General features: G+C 62.9%; 14 protein-coding genes. 9 read left to right on the top strand and 5 right to left on the bottom strand.

Annotated features, from left to right (window positions below):
• Positions 1 to 85: 85 nt before the first annotated feature.
• The gene (locus PI93_RS20275) at positions 86 to 1,189 is read left to right on the top strand and encodes an NAD(P)/FAD-dependent oxidoreductase (RefSeq protein WP_039366798.1); all 1,104 of its coding nucleotides are present in this window, start codon (positions 86 to 88) and stop codon (positions 1,187 to 1,189) included.
• A 163-nt stretch (positions 1,190 to 1,352) separates the two neighbouring features.
• Here the strand turns inward: PI93_RS20275 and PI93_RS20270 are convergent, their stop codons facing one another.
• Positions 1,353 to 1,748, bottom strand: a complete 396-nt coding sequence (locus tag PI93_RS20270; RefSeq protein WP_039366796.1) for a transposase — start codon at positions 1,746 to 1,748, stop codon at positions 1,353 to 1,355.
• Positions 1,749 to 2,476: 728 nt separating this feature from the next.
• On the opposite strand from PI93_RS20270, the gene PI93_RS20265 reads away from it, so the two are divergent.
• The 3 genes from PI93_RS20265 to PI93_RS20255 all read left to right on the top strand — a co-directional run bounded on the left by PI93_RS20265 (position 2,477) and on the right by PI93_RS20255 (position 6,329).
• Complete coding sequence (locus tag PI93_RS20265; RefSeq protein ID WP_039366794.1) at positions 2,477 to 3,277, top strand: IclR family transcriptional regulator; 801 nt, start codon at positions 2,477 to 2,479, stop codon at positions 3,275 to 3,277.
• Between the two features lie 482 nt (positions 3,278 to 3,759).
• Positions 3,760 to 4,842 carry a porin gene (locus PI93_RS20260; protein WP_039366792.1) on the top strand — a complete coding sequence of 361 codons (1,083 nt, stop codon included), beginning with the start codon at positions 3,760 to 3,762 and terminating at the stop codon, positions 4,840 to 4,842.
• A gap of 104 nt (positions 4,843 to 4,946) precedes the next feature.
• Positions 4,947 to 6,329: an MFS transporter gene (locus tag PI93_RS20255; RefSeq protein ID WP_039366790.1), complete on the top strand. Its 1,383-nt coding sequence runs from the start codon at positions 4,947 to 4,949 to the stop codon at positions 6,327 to 6,329.
• Positions 6,330 to 6,344: 15 nt separating this feature from the next.
• Here PI93_RS20255 and PI93_RS20250 read toward each other — a convergent pair whose 3' ends face one another.
• The 3 genes from PI93_RS20250 to PI93_RS20240 all read right to left on the bottom strand — a co-directional run bounded on the left by PI93_RS20250 (position 6,345) and on the right by PI93_RS20240 (position 9,959).
• Positions 6,345 to 7,355 carry an AraC family transcriptional regulator gene (locus PI93_RS20250; protein WP_039366788.1) on the bottom strand — a complete coding sequence of 337 codons (1,011 nt, stop codon included), beginning with the start codon at positions 7,353 to 7,355 and terminating at the stop codon, positions 6,345 to 6,347.
• Between the two features lie 143 nt (positions 7,356 to 7,498).
• Positions 7,499 to 8,266: an SDR family NAD(P)-dependent oxidoreductase gene (locus tag PI93_RS20245; protein WP_039366784.1), complete on the bottom strand. Its 768-nt coding sequence runs from the start codon at positions 8,264 to 8,266 to the stop codon at positions 7,499 to 7,501.
• Positions 8,267 to 8,297: 31 nt separating this feature from the next.
• Positions 8,298 to 9,959 (bottom strand): acyl-CoA synthetase, encoded by a 1,662-nt coding sequence (locus tag PI93_RS20240; RefSeq protein ID WP_039366782.1) that lies wholly within the window; start codon positions 9,957 to 9,959, stop codon positions 8,298 to 8,300.
• Positions 9,960 to 10,393: 434 nt separating this feature from the next.
• On the opposite strand from PI93_RS20240, the gene PI93_RS20235 reads away from it, so the two are divergent.
• The 3 genes from PI93_RS20235 to PI93_RS20225 all read left to right on the top strand — a co-directional run bounded on the left by PI93_RS20235 (position 10,394) and on the right by PI93_RS20225 (position 13,438).
• Positions 10,394 to 11,527 carry an acyl-CoA dehydrogenase family protein gene (locus PI93_RS20235; protein ID WP_039366778.1) on the top strand — a complete coding sequence of 378 codons (1,134 nt, stop codon included), beginning with the start codon at positions 10,394 to 10,396 and terminating at the stop codon, positions 11,525 to 11,527.
• A gap of 107 nt (positions 11,528 to 11,634) precedes the next feature.
• Complete coding sequence (locus PI93_RS20230; RefSeq protein ID WP_039366775.1) at positions 11,635 to 12,816, top strand: enoyl-CoA hydratase/isomerase family protein; 1,182 nt, start codon at positions 11,635 to 11,637, stop codon at positions 12,814 to 12,816.
• Positions 12,817 to 12,880: 64 nt separating this feature from the next.
• On the top strand, positions 12,881 to 13,438 hold the full coding sequence (locus PI93_RS20225; protein ID WP_039366772.1) for a YggT family protein: 558 nt from the start codon (positions 12,881 to 12,883) through the stop codon (positions 13,436 to 13,438).
• Here the strand turns inward: PI93_RS20225 and PI93_RS24735 are convergent.
• Entirely contained in the window at positions 13,412 to 13,813 is a 402-nt protein-coding gene (locus PI93_RS24735; protein WP_039366769.1) for a hypothetical protein, read from the bottom strand. The genes PI93_RS20225 and PI93_RS24735 overlap by 27 nt on opposite strands.
• A 418-nt stretch (positions 13,814 to 14,231) precedes the next feature.
• On the opposite strand from PI93_RS24735, the gene PI93_RS20215 reads away from it, so the two are divergent.
• Positions 14,232 to 15,341, top strand: a complete 1,110-nt coding sequence (locus tag PI93_RS20215) for a MurR/RpiR family transcriptional regulator (RefSeq protein ID WP_052240446.1) — start codon at positions 14,232 to 14,234, stop codon at positions 15,339 to 15,341.
• Positions 15,338 to 16,294, top strand: a complete 957-nt coding sequence (locus PI93_RS20210; RefSeq protein ID WP_039366766.1) for an isoaspartyl peptidase/L-asparaginase family protein — start codon at positions 15,338 to 15,340, stop codon at positions 16,292 to 16,294. The genes PI93_RS20215 and PI93_RS20210 overlap by 4 nt, the downstream gene beginning before the upstream one ends.
• Positions 16,295 to 16,353: the final 59 nt, after the last annotated feature.

The following is a 16,353-nucleotide window of genomic DNA, read 5'->3' as shown; positions in this document are numbered from 1 at the left end:
CCTCCCGCAACCGATCCGCATGAGGAGGCGGTCGGCTGGCGATCCGGCGTCTTCATGCGAATCGGAAGGTAACCAAGGAACACCCATGGACAAAGTCGATTGCGTCGTGATCGGCGCGGGCGTGGTGGGATTGGCCGTCGCGCGGACGCTGGCGATGACCGGGCGCGAGGTCGTCATCCTGGAGTCCGAGCGCGCGATCGGCACCGGTACGAGTTCGCGCAACAGCGAAGTCATTCACGGTGGCATCTACTACCCGCCCGGCTCGCTGAAGGCAACATTGTGCGTCGAGGGCAAACACCGGCTGTACGATTTTTGCGCCTCGCATGGCGTGGAGCATCGCCGTTGCGGCAAGCTGATTGTCGCGACCACCGATCATCAGGTGGGCGAACTCGAAGCCATTGCGGCCAACGCGCGCGATAGCGGTGTCGACGACTTGCAGTGGTTGAGCGCGAGCGACGTCACCCGGCTCGAACCTGAACTGCACACATTTGGTGCATTACTCTCCCCGTCGACGGGCATCGTGGATAGTCACGGACTCATGCTCGCCTTGCAGGGCGGCGCAGAAAATGCCGGTGCAATGCTTGCATTCGACGCGCGTGTCGTGGGTGCGCGAGTCGGGCATGCCGATGGCATCGAACTGGATGTGCTGACAGAAGGTGCCACATCGACGCTGCTCGCGAGTACGGTCGTCAACAGCGCCGGACTCTACGCCGTCGACATCGCCAGGACGTTCGTCGGGCTGGCGCCCGAGCATATTCCGCAGCGCTACTACGCGAAGGGAAGCTACTTCACCTGCGCGCAGCGCGCGCCGTTCTCGCACCTGATCTATCCGGTGCCGGAGCCGGGCGGGCTGGGGGTTCACCTGACACTCGATCTGGCAGGGCAGGCGCGCTTCGGGCCGAACGTGCAATGGATCGACGAGATCGACTACACGGTCAATCCGGCGGATGGCGATGGATTTTACGCGGCGGTGCGGCGCTATTGGCCGACGCTGGCGGACGGCGCGTTGCAACCCGGTTATGCCGGTATTCGGCCGAAGATCAGCGGGCCGGGCGAGGCGGCGGCAGACTTTCGCATCGACGGGCCGGCGGTGCATGGTGTGGCGGGACTCGTGAACCTGTTTGGTATCGAGTCGCCCGGTCTCACGGCCTCATTGGCCATTGCCGAAGCGGTGCGCGCGGCGCTGTGACGCGAGATGTGACCCGTGGTGATGGTCGCATCTCGCGCATTGGCTGCTTATCTGGCTAACCCCGTACTTCCTGCCGACGGTGCCGCGAGCGTTGCGCGGACATTCCTGTCGAATGAGAATGCTTGCAATGGCGTTTTGCGGCCAATCGGCCGCTCAAGGCCGATCAACGCATGGCAACCGGGGGCTTCCAGGAAGCCGGGTTCGTCCAGAACACCCCGCGCAGGCGATCGGTGTCGCCGCACGGCGTGCTGCGCGCCGGCTTGCTGATCTGACCTGCGCAGGCGCTGATATCGCGGCCCGATTGTTGCAGGCGTTTCAGAATCGTATCGAGCATGCCCGATTCGCGCCACTCATTGAGTTTGCGGCGGCAAGTCGGCACGGAAGGGTATTGCATCGGCAGTTTGGACCAGCTTTCGCCAGTGAACAGCACCCACAAGACAGCATTGGTCAGCGTGCGCTGCTCGACTTGAGGGCGGCCGCGTCGTTCCGTACGGACCGGTCGGTCGCAAATCAGATCACGCAGGGCGTGCCATTCAACGTCGCTCAGTTCAGTAAACATAACACCTCGACCCAAAACAAACGGAGGCGCCGCAGGGGGCGAGTCCGGGCTTCACGATCTGGCACGTACCGGTGCAATCTGGTGCGGGCTTATCAATGAAACCTCGGCCAAGGCGGCGTCGTTCCCCGATGCTGGAAATACAAGCAACAAGCATGCCAGGGCATCGGGTTCTCTCGTGAAGAACACCGCGGGCGGGTCGAACCACACAGCGAAGGGGGCGTTTAACCAGCAAAAAAACGCCCACTTGGCAGGTGGGCGCAGCTCCTGAGTGGCTATTGGGATAGGCAATCGCAAAAGCGTCAGGAGAAAAGGAATACGTGCCTTTTGGCCCGTCCGGATCGTTTATTGTTCTCGGCTCGGACCACGGTGTCTCGCTCCACATGCGCCAGCTTGTCAAGCTTGCAGGCGCAATGATGACAAAAAGCGGGAGTCGACGCGCTTCGGAATTACCCCCATTGCGGTGCATGGCCCACGCCGAAGGCGGTTCGCCCAAGTTGGGTGCCCGCTTGCGCCCCGATAGGGCACCATGTCGCGAGAATGGGCGCAACCCGTTGCGCATGGGGCGCAACCGAGTCTCGTCAGGTGAGAAAGTGGCCCGGTCGCGGCGTTGTGTTCCGTCATGGCCGGGCGACGGGCCCGTGGCCTATAATGTGCGCCTTCCATGAATATCGTCTATCGGTTGCGCGGAACTGCCGCACCACCGGTCGGCGCCAGTGTGCGCAAACGGCATGAGCAACGACAGCGATAACAAATACTCCGTCCCGGGTCTCGAGCGTGGCCTGCGCATCCTCATGACCTTTTCGGCGCGCGAGCCCGTGCTCGCCGGAGCCGATCTTGCGCGGCGTCTGGATATTCCGCGCTCGACGGTGTTCCGTCTGTTGCAGACGCTGGAAGCCGAGGGCTTTATCGAGAAGGCGGGAGACGAGCGTCACTACCGGCTTGGGGTGGCGGTGTTGCGCCTCGGGTTCGAGTATCTCAACTCGCTGGAGCTGACCGATCTCGGCACACCGGTCATCGAGAAGTTGCGTGATGCCACGGGTTTCTCGAGCCATATTCTGATTCTCGACCAGCGCGATGCAGTGTTTGTCGCCAAGGCGGCGAGCCGCGAACTGGTGTTTGGCACGGTGCGCGTGGGGACGCGTCTGCCGGCGCATGCGACTGCCGTCGGCCACATTCTGCTGGGAGATTATTCGCTGCCATCGCTCAAGCAGCTCTACCCGGAGCGCAAGCTCGAAGCCTACACGGCACACACGCCGACGACGGTCGAAGCCCTGCATCGTGTGGTGCAGGAAGACATCGCTCGTGGCTACAGCATGAGCCAGGCCTTCTTCGAGCAGAACATTTCGACGATTGCTGCACCCGTGCGCAATCATCGCGGACAGATCGCTGCGGTCATCAGCGTGACGATTCCTCAGGCACGCGTCGAAGCGGACTTGCTCGAGAACGGGATCGTCGAGAAAGTTGTGTCCGCCGCCGACGAGCTTTCACACAAGCTCAACTACCGTGCCGAACGTGCCAGCGTTGTATAGACGCGCTCTAGGCACGCCCACGCAGTGACTGACCACGCGGTTCGATAAGCACCGCGCAGGTTGCGCGCGTGCCGACATTCCGGGCGCTTTCCTCGCGCTTCCCTCGCGCTTTCCTCGCGCTTCCCTCGCGCTTCCCTCGCGCTTCCCTCACGCTTCCCTCACGCTTCAACACGCTTCAACACGCTATCGGCTCGCGTAGGGAAGCGCTCGCCGGTCTGCGGCACCCAACCCCTTCCCTCAATTTTTTCCCGCAGACGCGCGAAGGCTTTGTCATTAGCATTTGCGCAACATCAATAAGCGCGGACTTATTTTCTGCTTGTCTCGCCGAATTCCCTTCGCCATAATTGTCTCACCTATTAACCATTGTTTCATAGGTAAGACAAAAACGATGCATCGGCAGGTACGTCCCGAGTGACGACAACCTCGTTGGCATGAGGTGTCAGACAGCCTCGGAGTATCAGGACGCACTACAGGAGTGGAAGGTGAAGAGACGCAGTATCGGCGCAGCCTGCCTTTTGGCATGCGTTGGCGCGGCACACGCCGCAGGCAATTCGTTGCAGATTTACGGAACGATCGACGACGGCCTCACTTACGTGAGCAATCAGGGCGGTGGCCGTCTGTTCAAGATGGATGCCGGCATCGGGCAACCCGACCGCTTTGGCCTGAAAGGCCGTGAAGACCTCGGGGGCGGACTGTCGGCGGTGTTCCAGTTGGAGCAGGGCTTCAATACGAGCAGCGGCGCATTGATCAACAGCGGTGTGGAGTGGAACCGCCAAGCGTGGGTCGGTCTCGCCAGCGATCGATTCGGCACGGTATCGATCGGCCACCAGACAGATTTCATGCAGGACGTTTCGATCCGTTATTCGAACGGATTCTGGCAACACAATCTGTACGCCTATCACCCGGGCAACCTCGACAATCTGGCCAACTCGTCGCAGGTCGACAATGCGGTCAAATGGAACAGCACCAGCTTTCATGGTCTGACCGGCGGTCTGATGTACGGCTTCGCAGGCGGTAACGCGCTCGGCCGCACGGCCGGTGGCTACGTGAAGTACGACAACGGCCCGTTCTCTGTGGCCGCGACCTACGTGAGTATCAACAAGCGGACCTTCGATTTCTCGTCGCGCCTGGGTATCACGTCGATCTTCGGACAATCCGGCCTGTCGGCCACGAATGTGTTCAAGTCCGACGCCGTGAACAACACTGGCATCGGTGCCTCGTATCGCATCTCGTCGCGCTGGAACGTTCATGCGCTCTACACGCGCAGCGAAGTGCGTGCGCCGGGCGGCTCGGGCAACATGTTCAACTACGACGTCGGCACCGAGTACCGGGTGACGGAAGCCAACGCACTCACGCTGGGCTATTCGTATTCGTCGTTCAACCACACGCACTACAACCAGATCGAAGCGGGCGACCTCTATTCGTTCTCGAAGCGCACGCAATTGCAGGCGCAGGTGACGTATATCGGTGCGAATGGCAATAACCACGCCGCGTCGTATCCGATCGGGGCGTCGAGCAATCACGATCAGATGCTGCTGCGCGTCGGTATGTATCACAGCTTCTAAGTTGCGACGCCACTGGGGGCAGGGTTACCTGGCCCGGTGGCGGCAAGCTTTTCGGCGGCCGATTGAAGGTATTGAAGATATCGCCGCCTATTACGAGACTCATCATGTCAGTTTCTCTGAGCCCGTCGTCCTCGCAACGCCCATCGCGGGTGCGCTATTGGATGCTCTTTCTGGTATTCGTCGGCACGGTCATCAACTACGTCGACCGTGCCAATCTCTCGGTGGCCGCGCCGATGCTCAAGCAGGAGTTCGGCCTAGGTCCCGTGGAACTTGGTTTTATCTTCTCGGCCTACGCGTGGACGTATGTCATCGCGAACATTCCCGGTGGCTGGGTCATTGACCGTTTCGGTACGCGGGCCATCTACGGGATCGCCATTCTCAGTTGGTCGGTACTGACGTTCATGCAAGGCTTTGCGACGCGATTCGTCACGTTGTTTGGCATGCGACTCGGGGTGGGGATTGCCGAAGCCCCCACGTTCCCGGTCAACAACCGCGTGGTCTCGATCTGGTTCGCGCAGCGCGAGCGAGGGGTCGCCACCAGCATCTATCTTGTCGGGCAGTACATCGGCATGGCGGCGCTCACGCCGTTACTGTTCTGGATTGCGCACACGTGGGGCTGGCGGGAAATTTTCTACGCGACCGGTCTGTTGGGCATCGTCTGGGCAGGCGTGTGGTACCTCGGTTATCGCGATCCGGACAAGTGCGCGTGGGTAAATGCGGCCGAACTGGCGCACATCCGCAGCGGCGGGGCGCTCGTCGAGACCAAGCCAGCGGATCGGGCCGCGCCTCAGAAATTCCCGTGGCGCAAACTGCTGGCGCTGTTCCGCAATCGTCAGATCATTGCGATCTGCGTGGGCAAATTCGCGTCGCTGTCGTCGCTGTACTTCTTCCTGACGTGGTTCCCGACCTATCTGATTACCGAGCGCCACATGACGGTGCTCAAGGCGGGCGGGATGACCTCGCTGCCGTTTGTGGCTGCGTCCATTGGCGTGGTTTGCGGCGGCTTGCTCTCCGACTGGCTGCTACGTCGCGGTGTGGCGGTGGGAACGGCGCGCAAGACCCCGATCGTGACCGGTCTGTTACTGGTGCCGACGATGTCGCTGACCGTGCTTACCGATGCCAACTGGCTGGTGATCGCCATCATGTCGTTCGCGTTTTTCGCGCAGGGCGTGGCGTCGGCGTCGTGGTCGCTCGTGGCGGACATTGCCCCCAAGGGCATGGTCGGCATCACGGGCGGTGCGGTGAACTTCGCAGGCAATCTGTCAGGCATCGTAACGCCGATTGCGATCGGATTCATCGTCAAGGCGACCGGCTCGTTCGGCTGGGCGTTGGGGCTCATCAGCCTCTTCGCGATTGCTGGCGTGCTTTGCTATCTGTTGCTGCTCGGCGAGGTGAAGCGTATCGAGCTGGACGACGACGGTGACGATGGCGAGAGCGCGACGGTGGGGCAGGGCGCTCAGGCGCGCGCCAAGGCACACACAGCCTGAGTGGAACGATAGGCGTCAGGCCTCCACGGCCTGACGTCGATAGTCGCCGGGACGGGCCCCCGTCCATTTCCGGAAGGCGCGAAAGAACGCGCTCGGGTCGGCGAAGCCCAGTGAGAGGGCAATCTCCAGCATCGGCTGTGACGTATGGCACAGGGCGTGAATCGCGAGATCGCGCCGCAACTGGTCTTTGATCGACTGGTACGACTGTCCCTCGTCTTCCAGCCGTCTGCGCAGCGTTGACGGCGTCGTGTGAAACTCTCCCGCGAGCGCCTCGAACGCCGGCCAGCTATCCGTCGGCATCGTTTTCAGACGCCGCCGCACCCGTGCGACCATGCCCTTCGTGTTCTTGTATTTGAGGATGATGTTGGCCGGGGCCGCCCGCAGGAATTCTTTGACGGACACTTCGTCCTGCACCACTGGCAGGTCCAGGCACGCCGCATCGAATTCAATCGCGGTATGCGGTGCGTCGAAGACGAGGCGCGGCGAATACATCGTCCGGTATTCGTCGCTGTAAGCCGTTTCGGGAAATGCGAAATAGGCGGTGCTCAAGGGCACGCGACGCGCGATCAGCCAGCACGTCAGCGCATAGAAGAGGATCAATAGCGTTTCGTGCCCGAAGATGCGGGGCGCTTGTGCGTCGGCGCGCTCGTGGACTTCGAGGCGGGCGAGTGCGCCGTCTCGCACCAGATGCATTTCGAAATCGTCCAGCAGCAACCCCATGAAGCGCGCTGCGCGTTGCAGCGCTTGCTCCAGCGTGCGGCAGGTGATGACGCTGTGACACAACATCGCGAAGCTGCCGACTTTCATGCGGCGAGAGTCCTGCCCGAAGAACTCGTCGTCGAGGGCGAGGCTGATGAGCCGCCACAAATGGGCGTAACGGTCAGACGAAACGCGGGCTTGCGGATGCGCCAGCAAGGACGGCGCAATATCGGCGGCACGCAGCAATGCCGTTGGATCGCCGCCGAGTCGTTCGACATGCGCCAGCGCGTTGATAACGAAATAGATCGAGATGCTGCCTTTTTCCATGCGTCGCGAAACGGTACGTCGTAGCAGGGGGACGCAAGGATTCTAGCAGTGCGGCCCCTGTCGACGCTTTCGGTGCCGTCCGAAAACGGGGTCGGCGCTTTCCGATTTCGCGTGTGTCGCAGGATCTCGATCCGTTGCGCGACTTATTTCGGTGCCATGCGCAACGCGCCATCGAGCCGGATGACTTCGCCGTTGATCATGGTGTTCTCGACGATGTGGCGCACGAGCGCGGCGTACTCCGACGGACGTCCGAGGCGAGGCGGGAAGGGCACTGAGGCGCCCAGCGCGGCCTGCACTTCCGGTGTCATGCCGGCCATCATCGGGGTCTCGAAGATCCCTGGCGCGACCGTAACGACACGCACGCCGACACGCGCCAGTTCGCGGGCTGCGGGCAGGGTCAGCGCGGCAACGCCGCCTTTCGATGCCGCATACGCCGCCTGCCCGATCTGCCCGTCGAACGCCGCCACCGATGCCGTATTGACGACGACACCTCGCTCGCCTTCTGCATCGGCGGTCCCTTCGGCCATGGCCGAGGCCGCGATACGCAGCACGTTGAACGTGCCGATCAGATTCACGTTGACGATGCGTGCAAAACTGTCGAGCCGGTGCGGGCCTTGCTTGCCCAGAATGCGCTCCCCGATGACGAGCCCAGCACAATTTACGACACCGTTGAGCGCACCGAACTCGCGCTTGCCCGTATCGACCAGACGCTGCACATCGTCTTCCCGGGTGATGTCGGTCGCGACAAAGCGCGCGGCGTTGCCCAGTGCATCGGCTTGCGCGGCACCGGCTTGCGCATTGATGTCGCCGAGCACCACCTTCGCACCGGCGTCGACGAACATGCGCGCTGTGGCAGCGCCAAGGCCTGACGACGCACCGGTCACGAGAAAAACACGATCCTTGATTTGCATGAGCTGCGATTCCTGAAAGAAAGAGGGGGACTTAGGCGGCGTTGGCCGATACCTGCGCGGCCTTGGCGACTTCCTGATTGCGCAAGATGAAGCGCTGGAGCTTGCCGCTCGGTGTTTTGGGCAGTTCGGAGACGAATTCGATTTCACGCGGATAGGCGTGCGTGGACAGACGATGCCGAACGTGGGCCTGCAACTCGCAGGCGAGGGCTTCGGTCGGCACGAACTGCGGATGCAACACGACAAACGCCTTGACCAGTTCGGTGCGCTCCGGGTCGGGCTTGCCGACCACTGCCGTTTCGACCACGGCCGGATGTTCGATCAGCGCGCTCTCAACGTCGAACGGCCCGATGCGATAACCGGCTGAGGTAATGACGTCGTCGTTGCGCCCGACAAAGCTGATGCTGCCGTCGTCGTTACGTTCGACGGTATCGCCGGAAAGGTAATAGTCGCCGACGAACGCAGGCGTTTCACGCTCCCAATACCCGCTGAACCACATCAACGGCGATCGTTTTCGATCGAGCGCGAGAACGCCGGGTTGTCCGACCGGGCATTCGCGTCCGTCGTCATCGAGGACCACCACGCGATGGCCCGGCGAGGCGAACCCAGCGGCCCCGGCTTGCACAGGATGGGCGAGGGCATGGTGATTGCATACGACCATGCCGAGTTCTGTCTGCCCATAGTGGTCGTGAATGGTCACGCCGAGATGCTCGGCGAACCAGCGAATGACCTCGGGGTTCAACGGTTCCCCTGCACTGGACACCGCGCGCAGTTTCCCCTTGACGGGTGCCGCAACCTTGTCGCCGCCCGCGATCAGCAGGCGGAATGCCGTTGGCGAGCCGGCCAGATTCGTAATGCCGAGCTTGTTGATGATCCGGTAGGTGCTCTCGACGTTGAACGGCCCATCGTAAAAGGTCGTGGGGATGCCCATGGCGAGCGGCCCCGTCACGGCGTAATACAGCCCGTAGGCCCAGCCCGGATCGGCAATGTTCCAGAATGTGTCGGTCGGGCGCAGATCGACGGCGTCCCGCATGTAGCCCACGAATGCCAGAATGGCGCGCAACGGCACCGTCACCGGTTTCGCGGACCCGGTCGTGCCGGAGGTGAACATCATGAGGAACGGGTCGTCGCCACGCCGCATGACGGGTTCGAAGTCATCTGCGTGTTGCTCGACTTCGTGCCAGAAGCTGAAGTCGCCGCGCCGCACGCCCTGGCCGCGCGGGCCACCGACCGTGGCGACGGAGGGGCAGTTGCCCACCTCGTCGAGCTTGGCCCGATTGGCGCCGTCGGTGATCACGAGCTTGCTTTGCGCGCTGTGCAACCGATGTTCGATGGCCTTCGGGCCGAACGCGGTGAACAACGGTTGATATACCGCGCCCGCCCGCCAGGTGCCGAGGATCGTCACCAGCAGTTCGGGCGTTCGCGGCAGCAGCCCGCTCACGCGGTCGCCAGGCTGAACGCCCTGTTCGCGCAGGAAGTTGGCGAAACGTGCGGAAAGCGTTTGCAATTGCCGGAACGTCCACGTCTGGCTCGTGCCGTCTTTGCCTTCCCAGAACAAGGCAATGCGCCCGGGAAGCGCATGACGGTCGCAGCACTCGACGCACGCGTTCATCGCGTCGAAATTGCCGGCAAGCGTGGTGCGCACAGCGGCGTCGAGGTCGAACGCCCGATAGGCGTCGGCGTAATCGGTAGTCATGGATCGTCTCCTGTAGTCGGATGCTGGCCGGCGGCGCGCCTATCATGAAAGGACGCGAACGCGCATCGCTGGCCTCCCCTGGCGCCGTCTTTACGGGGCGCGGCGCTCACGGGGCAATGGCGAAATTCATCGTAATGCGTGGCGTCGGCGGCAGGCAATGTCCTATCGGCTCAGAGTTCGTGAGGGATTTATCCACTTCGAGGGTGGGGGAATCGAGGCTGGGCGAGGCCCCCCGGCGAGACGGCGCGGGCCGGTCTGCCACGCCAAGGGTTTGTCCGGGGCGGCTTTCAGACGTTTCCGATGGCAATTCCACTCATGCAATTTGCCGGTTTTGGCTATGGTGCCAACGCGGCGCAATCCCTAAACTGGGCCCATCGACATCGCAAAAGCGCCGGCGATCCCTTTGGAAAACGTCAGGGTGCGGGAGACAGAACATGGATTTCTATACCGAAGACCAACGCATGATTCGCGATATGGCGCGCACGTTTGCCAGTGAGCAGTTGGCGCCGAATGCCGCGCAATGGGATCGCGACTGCGCGTTGCCGGACGCGATGGTGGCGCAAATGGGCGACCTCGGTTTGCTGGGCATGATGGTGCCCGAGCAATATGGCGGGTCGTACACCGACTACACGGCGTATGCGCTGGCGATGGAAGAGATTGCGGTGGGATGCGCGTCCACGGCCACGATGATGTCGGTTCACAACTCCGTGGGGTGCGCACCGGTCCTGAAGTTCGGTTCGGACGCGCAGCGCGAGCGCTGGCTGCCCGATCTGGCCGCCGGCCGTAAGATCGGCGCGTTCTGCCTGACTGAGCCGCAAGCCGGGTCGGAAGCCAACAATCTGCGAACGCGCGCGGAACGTCGTGGCGACAAATGGGTGCTCAATGGCAGCAAGCAGTTCGTGACGAACGGCAAGCGGGCGGCGATGGCGATCGTGTTCGCGGTGACGGACCCCGCCGCCGGCAAGCGTGGCATTTCGGCGTTCATCGTGCCGACGAATACGCCGGGTTTCGAAGTGGGCCATCCCGAGCACAAGCTCGGCATCCGGGCGTCGGATACTTGCCCGATCACCCTGGTCGATTGTGAAGTCGGCGACGACGCGTTGCTTGGCGAGCCGGGGCAGGGACTGAAGATTGCACTGTCGAATCTTGAGGGAGGCCGCATCGGCATCGCTGCACTGGCGCTTGGCGTAGCGCGCGCGGCGTTTGAAGCGGCGCTGCGCTATGCCGGTGAGCGTCAGCAGTTCGGCAAGCCGATCCGCGAGCATCAGAGCATTGCGAACATGCTCGCCGACATGACGACCCGCATCAATGCGGCAAGATTTCTGATTCTCCATGCAGCGGCACTTCGCACGGAAGGGTTGCCTTGCCTGTCCGAGGCGTCGCAGGCCAAGCTCTTCGCGTCCGAGCTGGCCGAATGGGTGTGCTCACACGCCATTCAGATTCATGGCGGTTACGGGTATCTCGAAGACTATCCGGTGGAGCGCCATTATCGCGACGCCCGCATCACGCAGATTTACGAAGGCACCAGCGAAATTCAACGTCAGGTCATTGCCCGCGCGCTGGACTGATCGCGTCGCGGCAACCGCTGTCAATCGTGTCACCGCGGGATTGCGGGATTGGGCATGTGAGCGCGATACGAAGTCGGGGAACTCGGGCATGGCAAGGAGGATGAGCAGTGAATCAGCGTGAGAGCGTCGTCGAGACGCAAGACGAAGTGTTGTTCGAGGTGGTCAACGGATTCGGTGTGATCACGCTGAACCGGCCACGCGCATTGAATGCGATCACGCACGGCATGGTGCGTTTGATGTGGCAGCAACTCAACGCATGGGCCAATGATTCGGCGGTGCGGGCTGTGCTGGTCGAAGGCGCGGGGGAGAAGGCCTTCTGTGCGGGAGGTGACGTCCGGGCGCTTTATGAAAGTCGCGTGAACCATGCCAACGACCATCAGGCATTCTTCATCGACGAGTACCGGCTCGACTATCTGATCCACCGGTATCCGAAGCCATATATCGCACTACTCAACGGCATTGTGATGGGCGGCGGCATGGGCGTTGCCCAAGGGGCTGCGCTGCGCATTGTGACCGACCGCTCGCGACTGGCGATGCCGGAGACGGGCATCGGCTTGTTCCCCGATGTCGGGGCCAGTTGGTTTCTGGGGCATCTGGCGCCGACCGTAGCGCGCTATCTGGGGCTATCCGGCGTGACCATCACTGCCGCCGATGCGCTGTACTGCGGACTCGCGGACGTTTGGATCGAGGGGGATGCGCAGGGGCGACTGAAGGCGATGCTCCGTCAATTCGATTGGGATGGCGGTTCGGTGACACAGCAGACCAGCAAACTTGCGGGCCAATATGCGTCGGAATCGGCAGATTCGGCAGATTCGGCAGAGCTGCTTGAGCGGCTGCGTGCCGCCATTCTGCCGCTGGGGCGCACGTGGACGGACGCCGCGCCGCTGGCGCAAGCACGAGCCACGCTGGATCGGCATTTCAGCGCCATCGATGTGCAGGGCATCGTTGCGTCGCTCACCGAAGACTCAGCCACGCCGTGGGCCGTCGAGACGCTGGCGTTGTTGCGGCAGCGCTCGCCACTGAGCCTGTGCGTGACCGACCGGCAATTGCAGAAGGGGCGTCGCCTCGATCTGGCCGACGCCTTCCGAATGGAGCTGGTGCTGGGGCATCACGCATTCGCATCGGGGGACTTCGTCGAGGGCGTCCGGGCACTGTTGATCGACAAAGACAAGCAACCGCGTTGGCGTTACCCAACGCTGGCGGACGTCCCGGCCGGGCAGGTCGAGGCATTCTTCGTCTCGCCGTGGCCGGACGACGGTCATCCCCTCAAAGCGCTAGGGGAGCATTGAACTCGGGCAAACGCATGCGACAATGCCGGTTTTGCGGGGGACCGCACAATCCGTTGGAGTCCAGATGCTCGTCGAAATCGCCCGTCTGCTACTAGACCTTGTTTTCTCGCTATTCGGCGCCTTGTTGCTGTTGCGTGTGTGGATGCAGGCCACGCAGTTGCCGCCGCGCAACCCGCTCTCACAAGGGGTGTTCCAGTTCACCAACTGGATCGTGTTGCCGTTGCGGCGTGTGGTGCCGGGGATCGGTGGGATCGACTGGGCGTGCGTGATCGCTGCCTGGCTGAGCGCCCTCGTTTATCTGGTATTGATCACGGCCGTGGTGGGGGTGTCGCCGGCCTCGGTGTTTCCGCGAGGCTTGTTGGTGGCGGTGGTGCTGGTCGCCAAGTGGGGCGCCAACCTCGTGATGTGGTTGACGCTGTTGATGGCCGTGCTGTCGTGGGTCAATCCCCGTGCTGCCGCGATGCCGATTCTCCAGCACTTGCTCGACCCGCTGCTGCGCCCGATCCGGCGCGTCATTCCGATGATGGGTGGATTCGATCTCTCACCGCTGGGACTGTTCCTGCTGATGCAGATTCTGCTGATCGTGCTCGCCCGCTTAAGCCTGTTCTTCGCGACGCTCTGATCGCATCGCGACGTCGGCAGGCAGCGCCGCTGCCTGCTGCAACTCACGGACGGTCTCCCCGGCAGCAGCATTCGCCGGTGCAGACCGTTCGCTGATACCCATCCCTGCCGTCCGATCCGCGCGTTGCGCGGTCGTCTCTTTCAGACGCGGCGCCTCTGGGCGCTCGCCGACCGAGCGTTCCAGCCCCAGACGACGCAGTACCCGATGACCGTCTTCGGTCACGATCACTTTGGCTTGTCCTTCGTCGACATCCACATGCACCAGACGCGCCTGTTCCAGCGCCGCGAGGTCCGGTGGTTCGAGCGCATCGGCATCGATAGGTCCAAGGGATGCGGCCGCCAGCAACAGCGTGGCGATTTCATGCGGGCTCAGCATGGTCATGCTCCTTGAGGCGAATTCATATCGTCAGCGTACCGGGCAGATGTAAGCCCACGACTACGCCATGTTTACTGCACGTTACGACTCGCCTCCGACCCAGCCTCCCCAGGCGGTCCTGTGACAGTCCTGTGTTCCGTTGCCTGATTTTTTCGCGACGGCAGAAAACCGTCGCGTCGTGACACCGTAGTTCAGAAGTCGGATCGCAAAGCGTCCGGCAAGTTCGTGCATTCGGGTTTCCCCTAGTATGCCCGCATTTTGCGTATCGATGTGACGTGTCCCCCTTGTTTTGACAGGGCTTGCACGGCGCAACGGGGGGAGACGACGCCATCCCGGCAGCGTTTGAACTATTTTTTTTCTTTTGACGGGGTGCTGATGAAAATATACTTTCCTTCACTCCAATGGATAGCCTCGCACCATGACTGACGCCGAATCGTTGCCCGCCGATCTGCCGCTCACCGAGCGCATCGTGCGTGCCATGCCCGACCTGACGCCCGCGCAGCAGCGCATGGCGGCGTTCGTGCTCGACAATACGTTTCGCGCGGCGACCATGCGTATCGACGAATTCGCGAGCGCCGTTGGCGTGTCGCTTGCCACGGTCAATCGTTTTGCTCGTGCCCTCGGCTTCGACGGCTATCCGCAATGTCGGGCCGCGATGGTGCGGGGGTACGAAGCCACGCTTGCGCCGATCGAAAGTCTGCGCACGAGCAAGGCGCAGGTGAGTGCCAGCGCCGATGTGATGGCCGCGTCGCTGGCGCAAGCCATCGAGAATCTGGATTGGACGCGCCGTGCGCTCGACGCCGCGACCTGCGAGCGTGCCGTCGAGTCGATTCTTCAGGCGCGTCGCATCTATGTGCTGGGGTTGGGCGCGAGCGGGTATCTCGCCGGACTGCTGCATCACGGGCTCGACCCGTACTGCGAGAACGTGCAGGCGGTGGTCGGCGTTGGCGGATCGACGCATGCCGCGCGTCAGCTCTTCAAATTGCGTGAGGGCGATCTGGTGATCGCGCTCGCGTTCCCGAGATACGTGTCGGACACCATTACGCTGTGCCGACGTCTGCGTGGGCGAGGCGTGCCCGTGATGGTGCTGACGGACAGCCCGACGTCGCCGTTGGCGCCGCTGGGCGACATCGTGATTTTCGTGCGCAGCAAGCCGCGTCTGTCGAGCAACTCGGAAGCGAGCGTGCTGGCGATCATCGATGCGCTGTGCGACGCCGTTGCGCAGCGCGCCAAGCACGCAGTGGACCGGGCCACCGAACTCACCGATTTTCTGCTGCCGTGGCTCGATTCGGCGTCGCTTGCCCAGACGACGGGTGCGAGTGCACCGGCCAATGCCCCGGCGGGCCCCGTGGTCGGGCGCGTCGTCGCGCCCCAACGCACCGCTGCCGCCAACGCCACGGCGAACTCGCATACGACCGCTGTTGTTGCTGCTGCGACGGCCGGCACGCAAGGCGCACCGAACCTCGGCCATCAGGCCACGCCTCGCACCGTGCCGGGCAGTCAGGATAGAAAGGACAAAGCATCATGAGTCACGCCCAACGCGCGGTCATCGCCATTCACGGCGGTGCCGGAACGATCAGTCGCGAGACCTCGCCCGAGGAACTCAAGGCCTACCACGAAGCGCTGGCTGAGGTGTTACGTGCAGGGCAGGCGGTGCTCGCCGCCGGTGGCTCCGCGCTCGACGCGGTGACCGAAGCCGTGCGTCATCTCGAAGACTGCCCTCGTTTCAATGCGGGACGCGGTGCAGTATTCACGCACGAAGGCACGCACGAACTCGACGCCGCGATCATGGACGGCGCTACGCTCGACGCCGGCGCCATTGCCTGCGTACACCGTGTGCGCAATCCGATCCTTGCTGCGCGCTCGGTGCTCGAACACAGCCCGCATGTGCTGCTCGTGGGCGAGGGCGCGGAAGCCTTTGCTGCGGCGAACGGGGCCGCCATGGTCGACCCCGACTACTTCTTTACCGAAGCCCGCTACGCCCAATGGCAACGTGCGCTGGCCGACGCCGCCGTGGCGCTCGACCATGACATGCCGCTCAAGAAGGAACCGATCGATCCCGACACCAAGTTCGGCACGGTAGGGGCGGTGGCCTGCGATCGCTACGGTCATGTGGCAGCAGCGACATCGACCGGCGGCATGACGAACAAGGCCGTTGGCCGCGTGGGCGATTCGCCGCTCATCGGCGCCGGTTGCTACGCGAACGATGCCACGGCAGCCGTCTCGGCCACGGGTACCGGCGAGGCATTCATTCGCGCGGTCGCCTGCTATGAAGTCGGGGCGCTAATGGCATACGCCGGTCTGTCGCTCGTCGATGCGGCCGAGCGTGTGATTCGCGAACGTTTGCCGCGCGTGCAGGGCCGTGGCGGTCTGATCGCGGTCGATGCGCAAGGCAATGTCGCGCTGCCGTTCAACACCGAAGGGATGTATCGCGGCGTGGCTCGCGTGGGTGAAACGCCGGTGACGGCGATTCACGAGTAAGGCCAGAGGCAAGGTCGGACAAAGCCTTGTCATTGACGGCAAGACCTTCAGCATCAGAT

The organism is Pandoraea fibrosis (assembly GCF_000807775.2).
Lineage (GTDB): Bacteria > Pseudomonadota > Gammaproteobacteria > Burkholderiales > Burkholderiaceae > Pandoraea > Pandoraea fibrosis.
This window is presented reverse-complemented; position numbering and strand designations above follow the sequence as displayed.

Coding starts and splice junctions, on each gene's coding strand:
- PI93_RS20250 (WP_039366788.1), bottom strand. CDS start 7,355: ATGGAAAAAGGCAGCATCTCGATCTATTTCGTTATCAACGCGCTGGCG.
- PI93_RS20240 (WP_039366782.1), bottom strand. CDS start 9,959: ATGACTACCGATTACGCCGACGCCTATCGGGCGTTCGACCTCGACGCC.
- PI93_RS20235 (WP_039366778.1), top strand. CDS start 10,394: ATGGATTTCTATACCGAAGACCAACGCATGATTCGCGATATGGCGCGC.
- PI93_RS20275 (WP_039366798.1), top strand. CDS start 86: ATGGACAAAGTCGATTGCGTCGTGATCGGCGCGGGCGTGGTGGGATTG.
- PI93_RS20255 (WP_039366790.1), top strand. CDS start 4,947: ATGTCAGTTTCTCTGAGCCCGTCGTCCTCGCAACGCCCATCGCGGGTG.
- PI93_RS20245 (WP_039366784.1), bottom strand. CDS start 8,266: ATGCAAATCAAGGATCGTGTTTTTCTCGTGACCGGTGCGTCGTCAGGC.
- PI93_RS20225 (WP_039366772.1), top strand. CDS start 12,881: ATGCTCGTCGAAATCGCCCGTCTGCTACTAGACCTTGTTTTCTCGCTA.
- PI93_RS20270 (WP_039366796.1), bottom strand. CDS start 1,748: ATGTTTACTGAACTGAGCGACGTTGAATGGCACGCCCTGCGTGATCTG.
- PI93_RS24735 (WP_039366769.1), bottom strand. CDS start 13,813: ATGCTGAGCCCGCATGAAATCGCCACGCTGTTGCTGGCGGCCGCATCC.
- PI93_RS20265 (WP_039366794.1), top strand. CDS start 2,477: ATGAGCAACGACAGCGATAACAAATACTCCGTCCCGGGTCTCGAGCGT.
- PI93_RS20215 (WP_052240446.1), top strand. CDS start 14,232: ATGACTGACGCCGAATCGTTGCCCGCCGATCTGCCGCTCACCGAGCGC.
- PI93_RS20210 (WP_039366766.1), top strand. CDS start 15,338: ATGAGTCACGCCCAACGCGCGGTCATCGCCATTCACGGCGGTGCCGGA.